Genomic DNA, 18,763 nt, shown 5'->3' with positions numbered 1-18,763 from the left:
GGTAAAAGTAATCACATAACGCCAAGGCTGGTTTAACGACTCATTACCGTCAACATGCCAAACCGAAATCGGCGAGCGCAGCCCCTCAACAGTTAAGCTATAGCGATTATGGCTAACGCCCCCTAAACCCGTCACTAATCCGTCCCCAAATTCACCGATTAAGGGATTAAGCGTGTTGTCCATATTGTTTTCCTATTTTCCCTAAAATCTCTATATTTTATTGTTAATGAGGTGATTGGCTTATCGTTATTTATAGTATTGTTTTAAGCATAAACGATAATGGAAACAGAGTATAAACCATTTTAACGCAACGTTAACCTTTTTAATCAATACTTTTGCTTAATATCAATAATATCTGTTAACTAAACGAGTATCTGGTAGCTGCTTAACGCCTTTATTTAAAAAGCGATTTAAGCAACGCCATACTTTATTAAGTATATTTTTTAACCTGTTAAATGAAAAATAATTTTATGCTGAAGCGGTATAGATTTTTGGATATGTTAACCAGAAATTCCGTCTTTTTTAATAAAGAAAAGCTCAGTTTTATTGCTGACTGTGCTATAAATATATGAAATTTAAAGATTAATTGGTAGAATGAAAAATCCTAATATTCTCTCTATTTTATCCTAATATTACTTTAATAAAAACAATGCATTATAAAATCATTGTTATTATTAAAATCATTGAAAAAGTTGGTAGAAATTTGGTGTTAAATATTTTAATAATAAAACAATGTGTTATAATTGGAGTGTTCCCTATACACATAGGGATAAACCGAAAAACAAGAGGGTGGCAAAAAGAGATGGACAGTGTTCCCTATACACATAGGGATAAACCGTTCACTATCCGTTAACTCTCAGTTATACTATAGTGTTCCCTATACACATAGGGATAAACCGAATGAAATAATTATTCAACTAGGTGAAAAATAGTGTTCCCTATACACATAGGGATAAACCGCTCCTTGGCCAATGCTTTTAGCCCTTTTGTAAGTGTTCCCTATACACATAGGGATAAACCGCAGGCGTTAATGACCGGGTTCAGCGAAACTGTGTGTTCCCTATACACATAGGGATAAACCGCCAAATAGGAGGGCGCTATGATTAATAAATGGCGTGTTCCCTATACACATAGGGATAAACCGTTAGCCCCTTGAAAATCGATATTGCTCAAGTTGTGTTCCCTATACACATAGGGATAAACCGGACTCACTGCACAGGAATACGATGATGTAGTTGTGTTCCCTATACACATAGGGATAAACCGACGCACGGAGGGCTATACCTCTACCCATCTGTGTGTTCCCTATACACATAGGGATAAACCGGGCTTGCTGTCTAATGAATGTTGATTTACCTGCTGTTCCCTATACACATAGAGGAATAAACTCTCAAACTAGAATGGCTCATAGCGATGAAAAATCAACTAAATTTTATACCAAAAACCATACCGAATGGGTTGAAGTTCCGCACATCCAAATCGTAATTTAAGCGGGGGTAAAACTCGTTTAAGTTATTGATATCTATAACACTCCCTAAACCCCTGTTTTTTCTTACAGTTAAAAGCAAATAATTAATTGAATTATATCATTATTTTTAGTGTTAGAACCTAATTTTAACATAGTGGGGGGTCAGTGGTTAGAGTCCACCTAGGCGTACCATTCTAAAGCCTTACCTAAAAAGCCTTTAAAGTGATTACCTTAAATCTATCTTTTATTAGTGAGATAAAATGAGGGTAAAAATGATATCATCGAATAGCTCTTTAAATGCTAACAACTTCAAAATAAACAAATTTTTCGCAAAAAACCTCAATAAAATCAATACTTTTCCTGACCAATTTTTTGCTTAAAATTTGAGTTTTATTTTGGTGGAAGGAATGTTGCTTATTTTCAATAATTGACTTAACTCGTTTCCAGTTTAATAGCATTCTACTTGCTTACTTCCCTAATTTTTTCATAAAGTTAAATCGCTCTTTAGTCTAATGCTGTTTATTATGATGTGTATATAGCATTGCTGTCGATTTGGTATTGAGTGAATTACTCAAAATCTGGACACAAAAAAACACAGTCAAGCGATTTCATTTTTTCTTTTTAAAATTCTTAGAAGTGTATATTTCGTATTTCTTGAATTTCTCGTTCACTGGCTTGTTTTTTTTGCTAGAACGCACTCCATTTTGCTTTAATTTGTCTTGCTCATCCTTTGGTTTGTCAGTCTCTTCTAATAGAAAATTGGCCATAATAAAACAGATACAAATCAAAGCAAAAAAAGATACACCACCGATCAACCTAATTGCATCAGGATCTGAACCACGATACGTTATATTATGGATTACCGCCGCATCTACAATTTGCGACCAAAAAATAATTAAAAATAATATGATTAACTTTTTCATTATGTATACCACCCAGTAACGAACTTATTATCATTACCTTGCACTTTTGCTATATGCTCATTACGCTTGCATTCCCAATTTTCAGGTGCATACATTTTATTTCACGCCATCATCAGCTTCTTTTCTTGATTAGATAAATTAATTTTATATTTATCAGACATGTAAAGATAGCTGCGAGCTATCATTCCTCGGATTTCGTTACGCGGCAGGAATATACGAGCTTTAAAATCCACAGCGCTTTTACGCTGTCCATACTGATTAAATTCTTTAGTGAAGATTGAAGGTAGTATCTTTTTTGCACGCTTTACGTCCACCTGCTTGCCAGCATGTTAGGTGTCTACCAAAATTTTCGGCAGGTATAACATGTTCCCACTCAAAGCGTTCAGCTCTAGCCTGATTTTTCTTGTCTGTTATCCACATTTGTCAAAATCAACAACACTTTTTTATCTATCCACGAAAATTCTCAGCCGCAATAAAATGTAGTTTGATTAGGGTTTGATTTATATAATTTAGTTAAATGTGTTTTAGCTGAATTAAAGTTCTGTGCTGAATAAACCAATAACAGCGTAAATAAAAGTAAGATAGTTATTTTTCCCATAAAATCCATTTAAAATAAATCCAATCACTGTAAAAATTTAATATGTTATATAAAACATCGACTTTTATAGTAAGCATCCTGCAACAGCAACCATCCAGCAAGGAACTTGATAAAATAAACCCTCAGCTTTCGATAAGAATTGAAAAGAGTAAAAGAATAAATATACGCTTAATTCTCTTGTTTATAATATTGATATCATTTCCAGTCAATTAACCATCAAAGGTGGGACGTACCCACCTCTAGTTTTAAATATATCAACAGATATTTAATCAATCAAGGTGATTTATGGCAAAATCAGTCACTGAAACGCCTCAAAACGGGGATTGAAGTAAAAGATTTAAAACAACACATTGACAATATCGTATTAATTGAGCAAGTAAGTAAAAGCCTAGATATATCACAAACTCAATTCATGATTGATACAGAGTATTTTTATCAAAAACAAAAAAATCAATTAAAATTAATATTTTATATGGATAATTTTTTAGTGAATAAACGCATAAATTAATGGATTATTTATAAAAAAGGCAGCTAAATTAAAGCTGCCTTAGAATAATAAACCAAACTAACATATTGGTTAATTAGAAATTAATTTCGGTACCGACAAAATAGCGTCTACCTTCTAATGTTTTACCAAAATCTTCGTTACTGACATCTTTATCAAATAAGTTATAAACACCAGCATAAACCTTAGCTTGTTTATGTACTTGATAAGATGCCCCTATATCCCAGAAAGTATAGCCTGGATAGTCAACTTTTGTACCATTACGATTATTCGATGATTCCATGCCATAATAGGCCAATTTAGCCCATAAGTCCCATTGCTGTGTAGCATACCAATCGAGTTGAGTATTGAATTTTTGTTTAGGCGTTCGATTTAAAGCTCGTCCTTTATATTGACCACTTTTTTGTTCTGTTTTTGTCCAAGAATAGTTAGAACTTAATAAGAAATTAGTAAATAAAGGTGTTTTAAATGAGAGCTCAAGGCCTTTAAGATCAGCTTTACCTACATTTTCACGACCTTGTATAAAGTCAAACTTTTTACTATAACCGCTCAACAAACATTTGCTGCCACTTTTACGATCACAAATATAATAGGATTGAATTTTATCTTTATATTTTGTGTAAAATGCGGTTGCCGAAGCATCGATACCATAATCATTGGTATAGCCTATGCCAATTTCAAAATTATTTGATTTTTCTGGTTTTAAATTTGGATTTCCAATGATTACCCCATCGGAATATCCGCCTCCAGTGACTTGCCCCCAATCCGTTACAACATAACGTAATTGTGGAGTCGCATAACCCGTTGAATAACCACCTTTTAAGGTAAAGTTATCATCAATATTCCAAACACTGTAAACCCTAGGGTTCCAGTTGCTACCATAATTTTCGTCTTTGTTGTAACGTAATCCTAACGTTAAACTCCAATTTTCTAAAATACGTAATTCATCTTCACCAAATAGCGCATAATTCCAACGATCAATTTTAGATAATGTGGTTTTTAATTGATTTCCTTTATCGTGTAGCTCTTGATAATTATATTTTCCACCTAAAGTCAGCATATTAATACTAAAAGGAATAGTAACACGTGTATCTACATCCGTATTTCGAATCTTCATTTTTCTTTCAGGATTGTTATTTCCTTCATAAGCGACAAATGAGGTCGTTGACACATCACCAAATAAGCCATTATGCGTTAAAGCAAATGTATTGCGCTGGTTATCTCGATTAAAATTAGTTCTAGATTTATCTCTTGTTTTGCCAGCTGTTGCGTTACTATTTTGTAAAGCTCGTCCAAAATCCAGATCAAATTTTTGCGTCTCTGTGGCATTTAACGATAATTTACCATTTAAACTGCGTAATTTTTGCCCAGCATGACCACTAAGAAATTCATCTTCATGACGTTTTGAATACTGTCCATACAGTTGAATACCTAAAACATCATCAATAATTGGTCCTATGGTTGAAAAGCTGCCCGTGTAGGTATCTTTTTCTTTTGAACGATAAGGAATAACCGATTCTAGACGCAAACCACTTTGCCATTTATTTGACACTTTTTTGGTAATAATATTAATAACGCCCCCCATTGCATCAGAACCATACAATGACGACATAGGACCGCGCACAACTTCAATACGTTCAATTGCTGTTAATGGTGGTAACCAACCTTGCTCAAATCCGGAATTATCACTGTTTGGTCTAGTTTCACGCGTGCTAATTTTTTTACCATCCACTAATATTAACGTATATTTAGCATCCATCCCGCGAATACTAATATCAGTGGAATCCCCACCCCCTGTGATATTTACACCAGGAATATCTTTTAGTGCGTCAGTAACATCGCGATAAGGTTTATTTTCGATCTCTTTAGGTGTAATAACCGAAATAGTTGCTGGCGCTTCCTTAACTTGCTGAGAAAACCCCGATGCAGTAACAACCATAGTGTCAGTATCTGAATTGCTAGCAGCTATCGCATTACTTGATAATGACAACAAAATGCCCGTATTGATGACATGTTTTGCCAATTTAAACTTCTTTTTTGCATTCATTTATTATAACTCCATTATTTATAATGATATTTATAGTTTCATATACCATAGAACACTACACTATATGAGAATGATTATCAATATCTTTATAAAAAATTATTTAGATCTAGACAATTCCACCTTATTTAATGATAATTATTATCATTTATATTAATGAGAGATATTAGAAATGAACAAGAAAAAAAAGTTACTTTTGAGTAGTATTGTAGTGATGGCATTAAGTTTAACCGGCTGCCAATCATCACAAACAATGAGCATTACTGCTGATAACCAAACGGTGATCGTTCCTAAAGATCCTAAAAAAGTAGTGGTAATGAACTATGGTGCATTAGATACGTTAGATGCATTAGGTAAAGGTTCAATAGTTGTAGCCACCCCACTGTCAGTAATCCCATCATATTTGCAACAATATAATAACGCATCGATTACCGATACGGGCAATATGAAAGACCCCAATATTGAAAAGATCAAGCAAGTTAAGCCTGATTTGATCATTATTGATGGACGTCAAGCAAGTAAAACTGATGATTTATCCAAAATTGCCCCTGTTATTAATTTAAGTGTTGATGCCAAAAATTACGTTGAATCAGCCAGAAATCATATCCAAGTACTGGCAAATATTACAGGCACTGAAAGCAAAGCGGAGAATATTATTCAGACATTAGATAAAACCATTCAAGATGCCCAAGCTATAGCCCAAGCCAGTGCTAAAAAGGCTATCGTTGCTATTCATAATGATGGAAAGATGATTCTTATCAATTCAAGCTCAAGTGCGACACTGATTCATGACGTACTAAACGTTAAAAGAGCGGTCCCCCTCACCGTTATGCCTACGCATAACGCAATAGGCAAGCCAACACCAATTTTTGTTGATGATAATTATATTAAATCGGTAAAACCTGATATTATCTTTGTTATCGACCGTAGCAAAGCAATCGGCAATCAAGGTATGGCTGAACACTATTTTTCTCAGCAAGTACTAAATAAAAGTAAAACACATGTTGTTTATTTAACGCCTGATCTATGGTATTTATCTGGTGGAGGTGCAAAAAGCATAAATCGTCAAATTGACGAAGTCATTAATGCATTAAAATAATGCCGTTTAATTAATAAGTTTAACTTCCTGTTCTTTAAAAGCCTTTATTGCCAATAAAGGCTTTATTTTATATTGATAGTCAAATAACACCTAATAAGTAATCGCTGTTATTTAAACAAACTGGCTACTTTCCGCGTCATTACGAGTATCGAATAGATAAGCCAAAGTACAGTTAATATAAATTTCAAATTAGAAAATCGGTGTATCAACGATAATGAAATGTGATAAAATACCGAGCTCATTTTGATTGTAAATGATAATTAACAAATATAGTTTATTAATTCTCAAACAATACCTCTTTAAATATAAAACACTATTATAAATACTATGAATATGTCACCCCCTACAATTGGATTTGTAAGCCTTGGCTGTCCTAAAAACTTAGTTGACTCTGAACGAATTTTAACTGAACTACGCACACAAGGTTATCAAGTGGTACCGAGTTATGAAAATGCTGATCTGGTCATTGTTAACACATGTGGATTTATTGACAGTGCAGTGCAAGAATCACTTGAAGCAATCGGCGAAGCACTAAACGAAAACGGTAAAGTCATTGTCACTGGCTGCCTTGGAGCCAAAGAAGATCAAATTAGAACGGTACACCCCAAAGTGCTTGAAATATCAGGTCCACATAGTTATGAAGCAGTTCTTAGTCATGTTAATAAATATGCACCTAAACCAGCATATGATCCTTATACTAGTTTAATTCCACAACAAGGCGTTAAATTAACACCCAAGCATTATGCTTATCTTAAAATTTCAGAGGGCTGCAATCACCGTTGTACATTCTGTATTATTCCCTCTTTGCGTGGAGACATGGTTAGCCGACCAATTGGCAATGTTTTAGATGAAGCTAAACGTCTAGCTGATAGTGGAGTTAAAGAACTACTAGTCATTGCTCAAGATACTTCGGCCTATGGCATTGACATAAAAAATCGTACCAACTTTTGGAATGGAATTCCATTAAAAACGGATATCCAAACACTATGTGAACAACTAGCAAATTTAGGAATTTGGGTCAGATTGCATTATATGTATCCTTATCCAAGTGTTGATAATCTAATTCCATTAATGGCCGATGGTAAAATTTTGCCTTATTTAGATGTGCCATTACAACACGCAAGCCCGGCTATTTTAAAATCAATGAAACGCCCCGGATCTATTGAAAGAACCTTAGAACGTATTCACAAATGGCGCGAAATCTGCCCAGATATTACATTACGTTCAACGTTTATAGTTGGATATCCTGGCGAAACCGATCAGGATTTTGAACTACTGCTTGATTTTTTGTCACAAGCACAATTAGATCGAGTTGGCTGTTTCCCATACAGCCCAGTAGAAGGTGCCGTGGCGAATGAACTGGCAAACCAAATTCCAGAAACGCTCAAACAAGAACGTTTTGATCGTTTTATGCAATTACAGCAAACAATCTCAACGCAAAAATTACAAGCAAAAATAGGTAAAACACTTGCTGTCATTATTGATGAAGTTGATGAAGAAGGCGCAATAGGTCGCAGCATGGCTGATGCACCTGAAATTGATGGCGTTGTTTATTTAAACGAAGAAAATCAAGTCCACGTTGGCGATATAGTTCAAGTGAACATTGAACATTCTGATGAATATGACTTATGGGGAACGGTTAAACGGTAATAAAACCATGAAACAACATTATAAACACGAAATAAAAAATCTCGTTAAATTAGCAGTTCCTGTACTCGTTGCTCAAGTATCACAAACAGCAATCACGTTTGTCGATACCATTATGGCTGGGAATTATAGTAAAACAGCTCTATCTGGTGTCGCTATTGCAGTGTCAATCTGGTTACCCACGATTTTATTTGGGCAAGGTTTGTTAACGGTGTTAACGCCAATTATATCAAACTTAAATGGTGCTGCTAAACGTGATCAAGTTGCTAATCAGACTCGTCAAGGTGTAGTAATAGCGCTCATATTATCAATATTAATGATGTTGTTTCTATATCATTCCGACAAAATAATTAATTTAAGAAGCTCAGCTGATCACCCTATCGATCCTGAAATGGTTAACGTAGCTGTTTCATTTTTACGCGCCATAATGTGGGGTGTACCTGCTTTCTTACTCTTTTTGGTCTATCGAAATCAATGTGAAGGTCTATCAAACACCAAACCAGCAATGGTGATCATATTTATTGCCCTTCTTGCCAACATTCCAATTAACTACGTTTTAATCTATGGAAAATTAGGTTTACCGGCTTTTGGAGGAGTCGGCTGTGGCATTACAGCGACAATCATCTTTTGGCTCATGTTTATATTAATACGCTTATATACACTCACTAGCGCAAGCCAACGCGATATTCGTCAAACACCCATCACTAAACTAGTTGATTTTGGTATAATCAAAAAAATTGTCATGCTTGGCACCCCACTTGCACTGGCTTACTTTTTTGAAATGAGCCTATTTGCTGTGATTGCATTATTAATTGCCCCTTTAGGTCAAATAACCGTTGCTGCACATCAAATTATATTTACCATCAGTAGTTTAACCTTTGCTATTCCATTATCTCTTGGTGTTGCAACCAGTATTCGTGTTGGTTATTTACTGGGCAAAAAAAAACCAGCTTTAGCCAAACAAACTGCTTATATTAGTTTAGCCATATCACTTAGCATGGCGATAATTGTTGCGCTAATTTTAGTTATTTTTAAAGCACCGATTGTAGCGCTATTTACCAAAGAAACAGCCGTTATGGCTATTTGTATGCAGCTCATTATATTACTGGCGATTTATCAAGCATCAGATTATTTACAAGTTGTGGCAAGTAATGTACTACGAGGTTACAAAGATACCCAAAGCATCTTTTTTATCACGCTACTTTCTTATTGGGTAGTCGGATTACCTGTTGGCTATATTCTAGGATTAACTGACCTAATCATAGAGCCAATTGGCGCGGCTGGATTTTGGATAGGCATCATATTAGGACTTGCCGTTGCGGCATTACTATTAATAGCTAGGATGATCTACATCCAAAAACAAGCAGTTGAAGTTATTTTAGAACGCGCATCCAGATAATATTAGTTATATAAGTTATTTAATAAAATAAGAAGGATTAACCACGTTTTTATTAAAAATCAATTATTGAATATTCAATAGTTAAATGAAAATAGGTTAATTCTTCAATAATTATGGGCGATCAGCTGTTCCAGCTGAAATTCGAGCATTAGTCCAAGATAGCAAACCACCCAATAAAGGAACTTCTTTGCTTTCTCATCGTCGTTATCCATCCCTTAAACAAGTTTATCACTAAAATAAACATAACCTTGTCCAATGATACTTCTATTAAATTAACATTTATTAATACGCAAATTAAGATATTTGATTATTCATTCGATTAAATAAAAAATATTGCTAAAAATTTGAATGAATCTATAATCTTTCAATCCAAAAATTGATATTATTAATACAGTTAATATGATGATAAAAAAAGAAAATCTATTTTCGCACGGCGTGTGTCTTTGCCTTTCTATTCTACTGGTTTATTTATTAGGATTTGAAAAAAGATTTGATCGTATATTTTTAACTTATTTTTCTCTTATTTTTCTAGCCCGATTCACTTTTTTCCGAGTCTTTTTTGGCATTTGGTTTGTGATAGCCGCACTCTATTTACCTGTGGGGTTTTATTATGGCTCCCCCAATGTTGCCGTGATTAGTGCTGTCGCTGAAACAGATTTTGATGAAATGACAGAGTTTTGTTCACAACTACCTATTTATTTCTATTTTATTCCACTACTTTTGATATTATTTTTTATTATCTTATTTAAAAAATTTCCGTTTCCAAAAATAAGCAACCGCTATTTAATTATTTTTGTATTAGGATTATGTTGTTATAAACCAATAAAAATAATTGCTCAGTATCAGCCAAACAATTTCAATTCAATAATTTATTCTTTTTTGAGCAACATCAAATATCCTATTTTAGAATTCTGTATTGGATTTTATGAAAGTGGAAAACTATATATAACCGAAAAGCAACAGCAACTTAAACAAATTGAACAAACTAATAGCATACCGATTATATCAGTTAATCCAAAACATAAAACTTATGTTATTATCATTGGCGAAAGTGTTCGAAAAGACTATATGAGTGCTTATGGTTTTAAATATGACAATACACCATTTGCTCGAACCCAAGCCAGTGTTATTTGGGATGGATTAATTGCGCCCGCCCCAAATACTCAATCATCAATTCCACACCTCATTAGCCAGTCGATTTTCTCAAACGACAAAGAAGTTAGTGCACAACTCAATAATAATATTGTCAGCATTGCTAATGATGCAGAATTTGAAACTTACTGGCTTTCAAATCAAGGTAAATTAGGTACAATTGAAATTACCGTACCCCGTATTGCTGCTTATGCAAAGCATTCTTTTTACACCAAAAAAGGGGAATATAATGGTAAATCATCAAAAGGAAAACATGACACATTGTTATTACCTGAACTAGACAATATTTTATTAAAAGGAGATAACAAACCAAAACTTATTGTTATGCACTTAATAGGCTCACATTCTAACTTTTGTAAACGATTAGAATTTAAAGTACAGTTTGATCTGAATAATAAAAACATCTCTTGTTATGTTAGTACCATTAAAGAAACCGATGATCTTATTGCACAAACAATCGATAAGTTAGAAAAATACAAGCAAGATTATTCCGTTGTTTACTTTGCCGATCATGGACTTGCGCATACAGACCAACATAATGACTTAAGACACAATTCAGACTATCAAGAAAGTTATCGGGTTCCATTTATCTTTTTTGATTCAGATAAATCACCTCAACAAAAAATTAATAAACAAATATCGGGATTCCAACTAGTTTATTTGTTAAGCAACTGGATGGGTATTAAATTAGATATAAAACATGATTATATGCAAAATGATCTTTCTCTGATACCCGAACAACAGAATATCAAAGTGAAGGATTGGAATAACAATAAATTACATCAATTTAATAAATTAAAAAAGGATCCAAATCCTTTTAATTAATATCCATTACTTAAATAACAAAAAACGCCATCAACCCTTAGCTGATGGCATTTTTTTAGTGTAATAAATTAACTATTTCAACAAATTATTTGCTTGCGCAAGTACATTTTCAACAGTAAAGCCAAACTCTTTAAACAGTTGATCTGCTGGGCCTGATTCGCCAAAGCTTGTCATGCCAATTACTTTGCCGTTAAGACCAACATATTTATACCAATAATCACTAATACCGGCTTCAATGGCAAGGCGAGCTGTTACTGACGATGGCAATACTGACTCTTTATAAGCCTGATCTTGTTTATCAAACGCATCAGTTGATGGCATTGACACCACCCGCACTTTTTTACCTGCTTGAGTCAATTGCTGATAAGCTTCAACGGCAAGCTCAACTTCAGAACCCGTCGCAATAATAATTAATTCAGGTGTACCTATGCAATCATTTAAGATATAACCACCGCGATACACATCAGCTAATTGATGAGCAGTGCGATCTTGTTGTTTAAGATTTTGTCGTGAAAAAATCAACGCTGTTGGACCGTCTTTACGTTCTATCGCATATTGCCAAGCAATAGCTGATTCGACTTGATCGCATGGTCGCCAAGTACTCACATTTGGCGTAACACGTAAGCTTGCCATTTGTTCAACAGGTTGATGCGTTGGCCCATCTTCACCTAAGCCAATTGAATCATGAGTATAAACAAATAAAGCACGAATCTTCATTAATGCCGCCATCCGAATAGCATTACGTGCATATTCCATAAACATTAAAAATGTCGCACCATAAGGAATAAATCCACCATGTAATGCAATACCATTCATAATAGCGGACATACCAAACTCACGCACACCATAATGGATATAATTACCATCCGCATTAGCTAAGATCTCTTTAGATCCTGACCACATGGTTAAATTACTTGGTGCTAAATCAGCCGAACCGCCTAAAAACTCAGGTAAAGCTGGGGCAAACGCTTCAATAGCATTTTGTGATGCTTTACGGGTAGCAATTGTTGCTGGATTTGCTTGAAGTTTATTCACCACATCGTTAGCAATTTGTGACCAATTTTCCGGCAAATCACCATTAACACGACGCTTAAATTCTTCAGCTAATTCAGGATAGGCCTTAGCATAAGCATCAAAACGAACATTCCATTCATCTTCAAGCTGCCTACCTTTAGCTTTGGCATCCCAAGCATCATAATAGTCTTTAGGAATTTCAAAAGCAGGATAATTCCAGCCAAGTGCTTTACGTGTTGCTTCAATTTCGGTATCGCCTAATGGTGCGCCATGGCTTTCATGGCTACCAGCTTTATTTGGCGAACCAAAACCAATCACCGTTTTACACATTAATAATGATGGTTTATCAGTTACCGCCTGCGCTTGCTCAATGGCTTCTTTTAACATTTTGGCATCATGACCATCAATACTACGGATAACATGCCAGCCGTAAGCTTCAAAACGTTTTGCTGTATCATCAGTAAACCAACCTTCGACTTCACCATCGATTGAAATGCCATTATCATCATAAAACGCAATAAGTTTACCTAATTTAAGAGTACCTGCTAACGAACACACTTCGTGCGAAATACCTTCCATCATACAACCATCACCCATAAACACATAAGTATGGTGATCAACGATAGTATGATCAGGTTTATTAAATTGTGCAGCTAAGGTTCTTTCAGCAATGGCCATACCAACAGCATTAGCGATACCTTGTCCTAGTGGTCCGGTTGTTGTTTCAACACCCGGCACATAACCATATTCAGGGTGTCCTGCCGTTTTTGAATGTAACTGACGAAAGTTTTTTAGATCATCAATAGTCACGTCATAACCGGTTAAATGCAATAAACTATAGATCAGCATTGAAGCATGGCCATTGGATAAAATAAAACGGTCGCGATCAGCCCATTTTGGGTTGCTTGGGTTATGTTTTAAAAAGCTACGCCAAAGCACTTCGGCCATATCCGCCATGCCCATTGGCGCACCAGGATGCCCTGATTTTGCTTTCTGTACGCCATCCATGCTCAATGCCCTTATCGCATTCGCCAGTTCGCGGTGAGATAGTCTGGTTGCATTCATGTTGTCATCTCCAAAAATTTCTTGAGTTAAAAATTGTTAATACCTGCTAGGTTGAAATAACTTCCAAAATCGTTAATCAAATCAACGAAAAAATAGTGTAAAAATGGGGAGCTAACTCCCCTATTTCGTTCAATATGATTATAACAATGCGCCAATCATATCTTCTAATTTGCCTTGATCAACGGCAAAAGCGCGAATGCCTTCAGCTAATTTTTCAACAGCCATGGCATCGCTATTATGTTGCCATCTAAATTCGGCCTCAGTCATTGGCGCAGGACGAGCAACCACAGCTTGATTTGGATTGAGTTTTTGCACAACAGGCGAATTTGATTGTTGCATTTCGGCAAGTAAATTAGGCGAAATCGTTAACCTATCACAACCTGCTAATGCCAATATTTGATCGACCTTACGGAAGCTTGCTCCCATTACAATTGTTTTATAACCATGCTGTTTATAATAATTAAAGATATTACGAACAGACACAACGCCCGGATCTTCATCTGCTACATAGGGATCGATTGGTTTTTTAGCTTGATACCAATCATAAATACGCCCTACAAATGGCGAAATTAAAAAGGCATTGACTTCTGCACATGCACGTGCTTGTGCGAACGAAAACAATAACGTTAAATTACAGTTAATGCCTTCTTTTTCGAGCACTTCAGCCGCTTTAATGCCTTCCCACGTTGATGCAATTTTAATTAAAATACGAGATTTATCAATGCCCTTTTCTTGATAAAGTCCAATGATTTTACGCGCTTTTTCAATACAACCTTGTTTATCGAAAGACAAACGCGCATCGACTTCGGTCGAAATCCGCCCTGGAACAGTTTTTAAAATCTCAGCACCAATATTTACAGCAACTTGATCACAGGCATTAACTAACTGCTGTTCTTTACTACCACCTAACTTTTTAGCGGTTTGCACTGCAGAATCAATTAAATTGCGATATTGAGGAAGTTGAGCTGCTTTCAAAACAAGAGAGGGATTCGTTGTTGCATCTTCGGGGGAAAACTGCTTAATCGAATCGATATCGCCCGTATCAGCTACCACCACAGTTAATTTTTTAAACTCATCTAATTGACTCATACTTTTATCCTCATACAGCGTGTTATTATAATGGAAGTATAATAACATTTATTCAATAATAAAACGACATTGTCATTGGCTGATGATTCATCTCTATTATCGGCAAAAAAACACCGCAAAAAGCGGACAAAAAAGGTAGAATCAGGCTTTATCACTAATTAATATTAGTCAAGTTTACTATTTTTATCGTATAAATAAATTCAATTATGTGAATTAAATCACAAAATCAAATTAGGATTAATTTGCATTAATCGATCTTTAAATCGACAAATGTTAACAAAAAAATTTGCAGATTTAAAAATTCGCTAAACCATGATTTAACTGATTAAGCCCAAACATATTCAAGTTGACTGGTTAAACCACAACTGGTACAAGAACGGCACTGTTTAGCTTGGCAAGGCAATGGTCGATCTTGCGCTATTAACTTTATCACCCCTTTTCTGATCCAAAAACGTAACATCTGCTCAGTTGCGCTTTCTGGTAGGCTAAAGTGTCTGGCAATCTCTTGCAATGGTGCACGACCTTTTAATTGTACATAATCACGAATTGACGTTATTAACATAGCCATAATCAAAGTTGCAGGGCGACCCCTGCATGCTTTTCCTCTATTTTATATTTAAATTAGCAGCCATTTATTTACTGACAGCACGATGATTTTTTACAGTGGGATGAATTTGGTGCTGTTGGTTGCTTAAAAAACGAATATCGCCCTAAAGTACGCATAAACAATAGCATCACAACAATAAATGCACTGCACCCCATCAGCCACCAAACGGCCGCAGAAGAATGCCCAAGCAACATAAATTGGTAATAAATGGTTGCCGTTAGCCACGCAATGGTAAAAGTCCAAATTGCCACAAACACCATCCACTTAAAACCGGCTTCGCGATAAACTGCACCCAACGCCGCAGCGCAAGGAGTATAAAGTAAAATAAAAATTAAATAACTCATCGCAGCTGAAGGTGAACCAAACCCATTTTTAATTTGTGAAATTGTTGTCGAATCCACCTCTAAATCAGTCTGTAGTGAATCCATATCTTGTGAAGCAGTGTTAAACCCTAACGGATCTAAAACAGCATTCGACAAACTCGCCAAATTTTTTGGAATGGTTGCTAGCGCATCTAAAATTCCTTGCGACAAACTAAATGGTTCATCTTGCTCGTTATCATCATCGATAGAATAAAGCGAATTGAGTGTTGCAATTACCGATTCTTTAGCAAAAATACCCGTAAAAATACCAACTGTTGCTGGCCAGTTATCGTGTTTAATCCCCATCGGTGCAAATGCAGGCGTGATTTTTTGACTAACAACAGAAAGCATAGAGTTTTGTGTACTTTCGTGCTTAAACGAACCATCGCTACCCCATGAGTTAAGCACACTTAACACCGTTACCATAAGCACAATGGCTTTACCTGCTTTAAAAATAAACGACGTTAAGCGCTGCCAAGTCAAACTAAGCAGGCTGCGTAAAGTCGGAATACGATACACAGGCATTTCCATAATAAATGGTGTGAGTGTACCTTTTAATAAAGTGAATTTGAGCACAAATCCCGTCACCATTGCCACTGCAATGCCTAGCAAATATAAAGCAAACACCACTATAGAGGCATTTTTAGGGAAGAATATCACCGCAAATAATGCATAAACCGGCAACCTTGCCCCACATGACATAAAAGGGATCATACAAATGGACATAATACGATCACGTGTACTTTCAAGCGTTCGCGTGCCCATAATGGCTGGCACACCGCAGCCAAATCCCACTAGCATTGGCACAAACGCTTTACCCGGCAAACCAATACTGCGCATCAATCGATCGATTACCATTGCTGCACGTGCCAAATAACCAGAATCTTCTAAAAAAGACAAACAAAAAAACATCGCCCCAATGACAGGAATAAACGTTGAAACAGTTTGAATGCCACGACCAATACCATTGGCTAAAATAGCTGTAATCCAATTTGGAGCATTGATGGCATGAAGTAGCTCAGTTGTGCCATTAACAAAAATCGTGCCACAAAGCACATCAAAAAAATCAATAAACACCGCCCCAAAATTAATCGCCACCATAAACATGACATACATAGCCAACAAAAAGAACGGAATGCCAGTAATGCGCCCCAAGGTAATATTATCGAGGATTTCAGAAAAGCGACCACTAAGCTCGCGCGGTTTTTCAATAACTTTTTTACAAATTACATCAATCGTGTCATAACGAGCGCTAGCAAGTGCCACATCAATTTCATTATCACACCACTTTGCAAGCGACAAGCGGCAGTCCGCTAACATTTTGGTTTCACGTTGTGATAAGTGATAGCGCGAATCATCTAATAAAGCATCTATCAATTGCCAGCGATTAAATTGGCGCACAACACTATCTTCAGGCAGATCGCAAATATAACGATGAATCACCGCTTGCTGATCCTCGCCAAGCAGATCAATCGATGGCTGTGCTGCATATGGATGCATTACCATGTTTTCGATTTGTTGATAAAAGCCCTGCAAACCCGTTTTTTGACGAGATGATATTGCCACCACAGGACAACCGAGCAAAGTTGACAACAAATCAACATTAATCTGTTCGCCCATGGCTTTAACTGCATCGATCATATTTAACACAACAATCATCGGTACTTGCAAATCAATTAACTGACAAGTTAAATACAAACTACGTTGCAAATTAGTTGCATCAATAATATTAATAATCACGCATTGACTTTCGGACAGCACGAATTGGCGCGCAATAAGCTCATCTTGCGAAACACTAAGCAGATCAGGCTCAATTGAATACGTACCGGGCAAATCGATAACTTCATATTGTGTATGATGATAAGTGAACATACCAGTTTTACGTTCAACAGTCACGCCCGGCCAGTTCCCTACTCGCTGTTTTGAACCCGTTAGTAGATTAAATAACGTTGTCTTACCACTATTAGGGTTACCAATTAATGCTATTTTCACGCACTTACCTCCATCACTTCAATGGCTTGTGCTTCTTTACGACGCAAACAAAGTGCAAATCCACGCATTTTAATTTCAATCGGATCGCCAAGTGGCGCAACGCGCACAGTCAAAACCTTACAACCCGGCGTAATGCCCATTGCAAGCAACTTTCGACGAAAGGGTAACGATTCAGGTAACAAGCGAGTAATCACCGCCTCGCGGCCTAAAGGTAACTGGTTAAGGGTAAGAGATGACATTATGTTTCCTAAAAATAACAACAGTATTGATAAAAGTAATCATATTAAATTAATGATACATATCTTAAAAAATAATCAGAATTATTTTTAGTGTAAAAATGCGAATTATTCTCAATAACAATAAATAACAAGTAAAAAAATCGCAAAATAGTCAAATCATAGAAAATACAAATCCAAATTCATTCGCTTTTGCCTTTTTATAACTATCAAGTAAATTGTAACAATCGCTTTTAAATATTTTAAAAGTGTGATTGTTTCTATAAAAAATGTTCAGATAGCATATTGATTTTATTAAATTTTTATTTATGTTTTTTTAAATAAAATCACGCAGTTATGGAGTTTGTTGTTGATTAAAGACTATTTGGATACGTTTCAGTCTTTATGTGTCAACTTTGATTTAATCGTATCATCCTGATACTCGTCTTTTCGAGGCCATCTTCACTTTGCTCAGATGTTCAAATTTTTTCCAGACGGAAAATAGCCACGCCAAACATTCCTGTTTGGCGTGTTGACCTCACTGTGTTATCGGCGCATTCTGACGCCAAAATAGTGCAAGAAACATAGCCAATTATTTTTTAGAAATTATTGTGTTTTTATAATTATCAAATTGATTTTATTTGAATTAATGGCCTAAACGGCAGTGGGCGAGAAACCAATATACTATAATCCCATTTCGCAAAAGACAAAAAGGATTTTTATTGTACAAATAATTATTAATTTATTGTTTTTATTCAT

The 18,763-nt window shown here is 35.6% G+C and carries 13 protein-coding genes, 2 pseudogenes and 1 CRISPR repeat array; of the genes and pseudogenes, 5 read left to right on the top strand and 10 right to left on the bottom strand.

Annotated features, from left to right (window positions below; all coding sequences use genetic code 11):
- Window positions 1-183 (bottom strand): annotated as a pseudogene (locus tag A9G23_RS03755) (hypothetical protein); the annotation flags it as partial.
- A 565-nt stretch (window positions 184-748) separates the two neighbouring features.
- Window positions 749-1,327: a CRISPR direct-repeat array (repeat unit 29 nt; unit sequence GTGTTCCCTATACACATAGGGATAAACCG).
- A 52-nt stretch (window positions 1,328-1,379) separates the two neighbouring features.
- Between A9G23_RS03755 and A9G23_RS11860 the strand changes: the two are divergent.
- Window positions 1,380-1,490: pseudogene (locus A9G23_RS11860) on the top strand (integrase); the annotation flags it as partial.
- Window positions 1,491-2,076: 586 nt separating this feature from the next.
- On the opposite strand, the gene A9G23_RS03750 reads toward A9G23_RS11860, so the two are convergent.
- The 4 genes from A9G23_RS03750 to A9G23_RS03740 all read right to left on the bottom strand — a co-directional run bounded on the left by A9G23_RS03750 (window position 2,077) and on the right by A9G23_RS03740 (window position 5,541).
- Window positions 2,077-2,391 (bottom strand): hypothetical protein, encoded by a 315-nt coding sequence (locus tag A9G23_RS03750; protein ID WP_065586343.1) that lies wholly within the window; start codon window positions 2,389-2,391, stop codon window positions 2,077-2,079.
- Window positions 2,392-2,492: 101 nt separating this feature from the next.
- Window positions 2,493-2,624 carry an endonuclease gene (locus A9G23_RS11855; RefSeq protein WP_442899737.1) on the bottom strand — a complete coding sequence of 44 codons (132 nt, stop codon included), beginning with the start codon at window positions 2,622-2,624 and terminating at the stop codon, window positions 2,493-2,495.
- Window positions 2,625-2,658: 34 nt separating this feature from the next.
- A complete protein-coding gene (locus tag A9G23_RS11640) occupies window positions 2,659-2,811 on the bottom strand; it encodes a hypothetical protein (protein WP_218059483.1) in 153 nt (50 codons plus the stop codon).
- A 759-nt stretch (window positions 2,812-3,570) separates the two neighbouring features.
- Window positions 3,571-5,541: a TonB-dependent receptor domain-containing protein gene (locus tag A9G23_RS03740; protein ID WP_065586341.1), complete on the bottom strand. Its 1,971-nt coding sequence runs from the start codon at window positions 5,539-5,541 to the stop codon at window positions 3,571-3,573.
- Between the two features lie 169 nt (window positions 5,542-5,710).
- On the opposite strand from A9G23_RS03740, the gene A9G23_RS03735 reads away from it, so the two are divergent.
- The 4 genes from A9G23_RS03735 (at window position 5,711) to A9G23_RS03720 (ending at window position 11,660) form a co-directional block, all read left to right on the top strand.
- A complete protein-coding gene (locus A9G23_RS03735) occupies window positions 5,711-6,637 on the top strand; it encodes a siderophore ABC transporter substrate-binding protein (protein WP_065586340.1) in 927 nt (308 codons plus the stop codon).
- Window positions 6,638-6,970: 333 nt separating this feature from the next.
- A complete protein-coding gene (gene rimO / locus A9G23_RS03730) occupies window positions 6,971-8,287 on the top strand; it encodes a 30S ribosomal protein S12 methylthiotransferase RimO (protein ID WP_065586339.1) in 1,317 nt (438 codons plus the stop codon).
- Window positions 8,253-9,683, top strand: coding sequence for an MATE family efflux transporter (locus tag A9G23_RS03725; RefSeq protein WP_218059481.1), 1,431 nt, complete (start codon window positions 8,253-8,255; stop codon window positions 9,681-9,683). Before rimO ends, A9G23_RS03725 begins: the two co-directional genes overlap by 35 nt.
- A 573-nt stretch (window positions 9,684-10,256) precedes the next feature.
- Window positions 10,257-11,660 (top strand): phosphoethanolamine transferase, encoded by a 1,404-nt coding sequence (locus A9G23_RS03720; RefSeq protein WP_065586338.1) that lies wholly within the window; start codon window positions 10,257-10,259, stop codon window positions 11,658-11,660.
- Between the two features lie 72 nt (window positions 11,661-11,732).
- Here the strand turns inward: A9G23_RS03720 and tkt are convergent, their stop codons facing one another.
- From tkt to A9G23_RS03695, 5 genes are all read right to left on the bottom strand, one after another.
- A complete protein-coding gene (gene tkt / locus A9G23_RS03715) occupies window positions 11,733-13,739 on the bottom strand; it encodes a transketolase (RefSeq protein WP_065586337.1) in 2,007 nt (668 codons plus the stop codon).
- Window positions 13,740-13,877: 138 nt separating this feature from the next.
- Window positions 13,878-14,828: a transaldolase gene (tal, locus tag A9G23_RS03710; RefSeq protein ID WP_065586336.1), complete on the bottom strand. Its 951-nt coding sequence runs from the start codon at window positions 14,826-14,828 to the stop codon at window positions 13,878-13,880.
- Window positions 14,829-15,153: 325 nt separating this feature from the next.
- A complete protein-coding gene (locus tag A9G23_RS03705) occupies window positions 15,154-15,396 on the bottom strand; it encodes a FeoC-like transcriptional regulator (protein ID WP_065586335.1) in 243 nt (80 codons plus the stop codon).
- A gap of 68 nt (window positions 15,397-15,464) precedes the next feature.
- On the bottom strand, window positions 15,465-17,789 hold the full coding sequence (feoB, locus tag A9G23_RS03700) for a Fe(2+) transporter permease subunit FeoB (RefSeq protein ID WP_065586334.1): 2,325 nt from the start codon (window positions 17,787-17,789) through the stop codon (window positions 15,465-15,467).
- Window positions 17,786-18,028, bottom strand: coding sequence for a FeoA family protein (locus tag A9G23_RS03695; RefSeq protein WP_065586333.1), 243 nt, complete (start codon window positions 18,026-18,028; stop codon window positions 17,786-17,788). Before A9G23_RS03695 ends, feoB begins: the two co-directional genes overlap by 4 nt.
- Window positions 18,029-18,763 lie beyond the last annotated feature (735 nt).

Source organism: Gilliamella sp. App4-10, from assembly GCF_001690495.1.
Classification (GTDB): domain Bacteria; phylum Pseudomonadota; class Gammaproteobacteria; order Enterobacterales; family Orbaceae; genus Gilliamella; species Gilliamella apicola_G.
The sequence above is the reverse complement of the archived record's forward strand: the minus strand, read 5'-3'. Positions and strand labels throughout refer to the sequence as shown.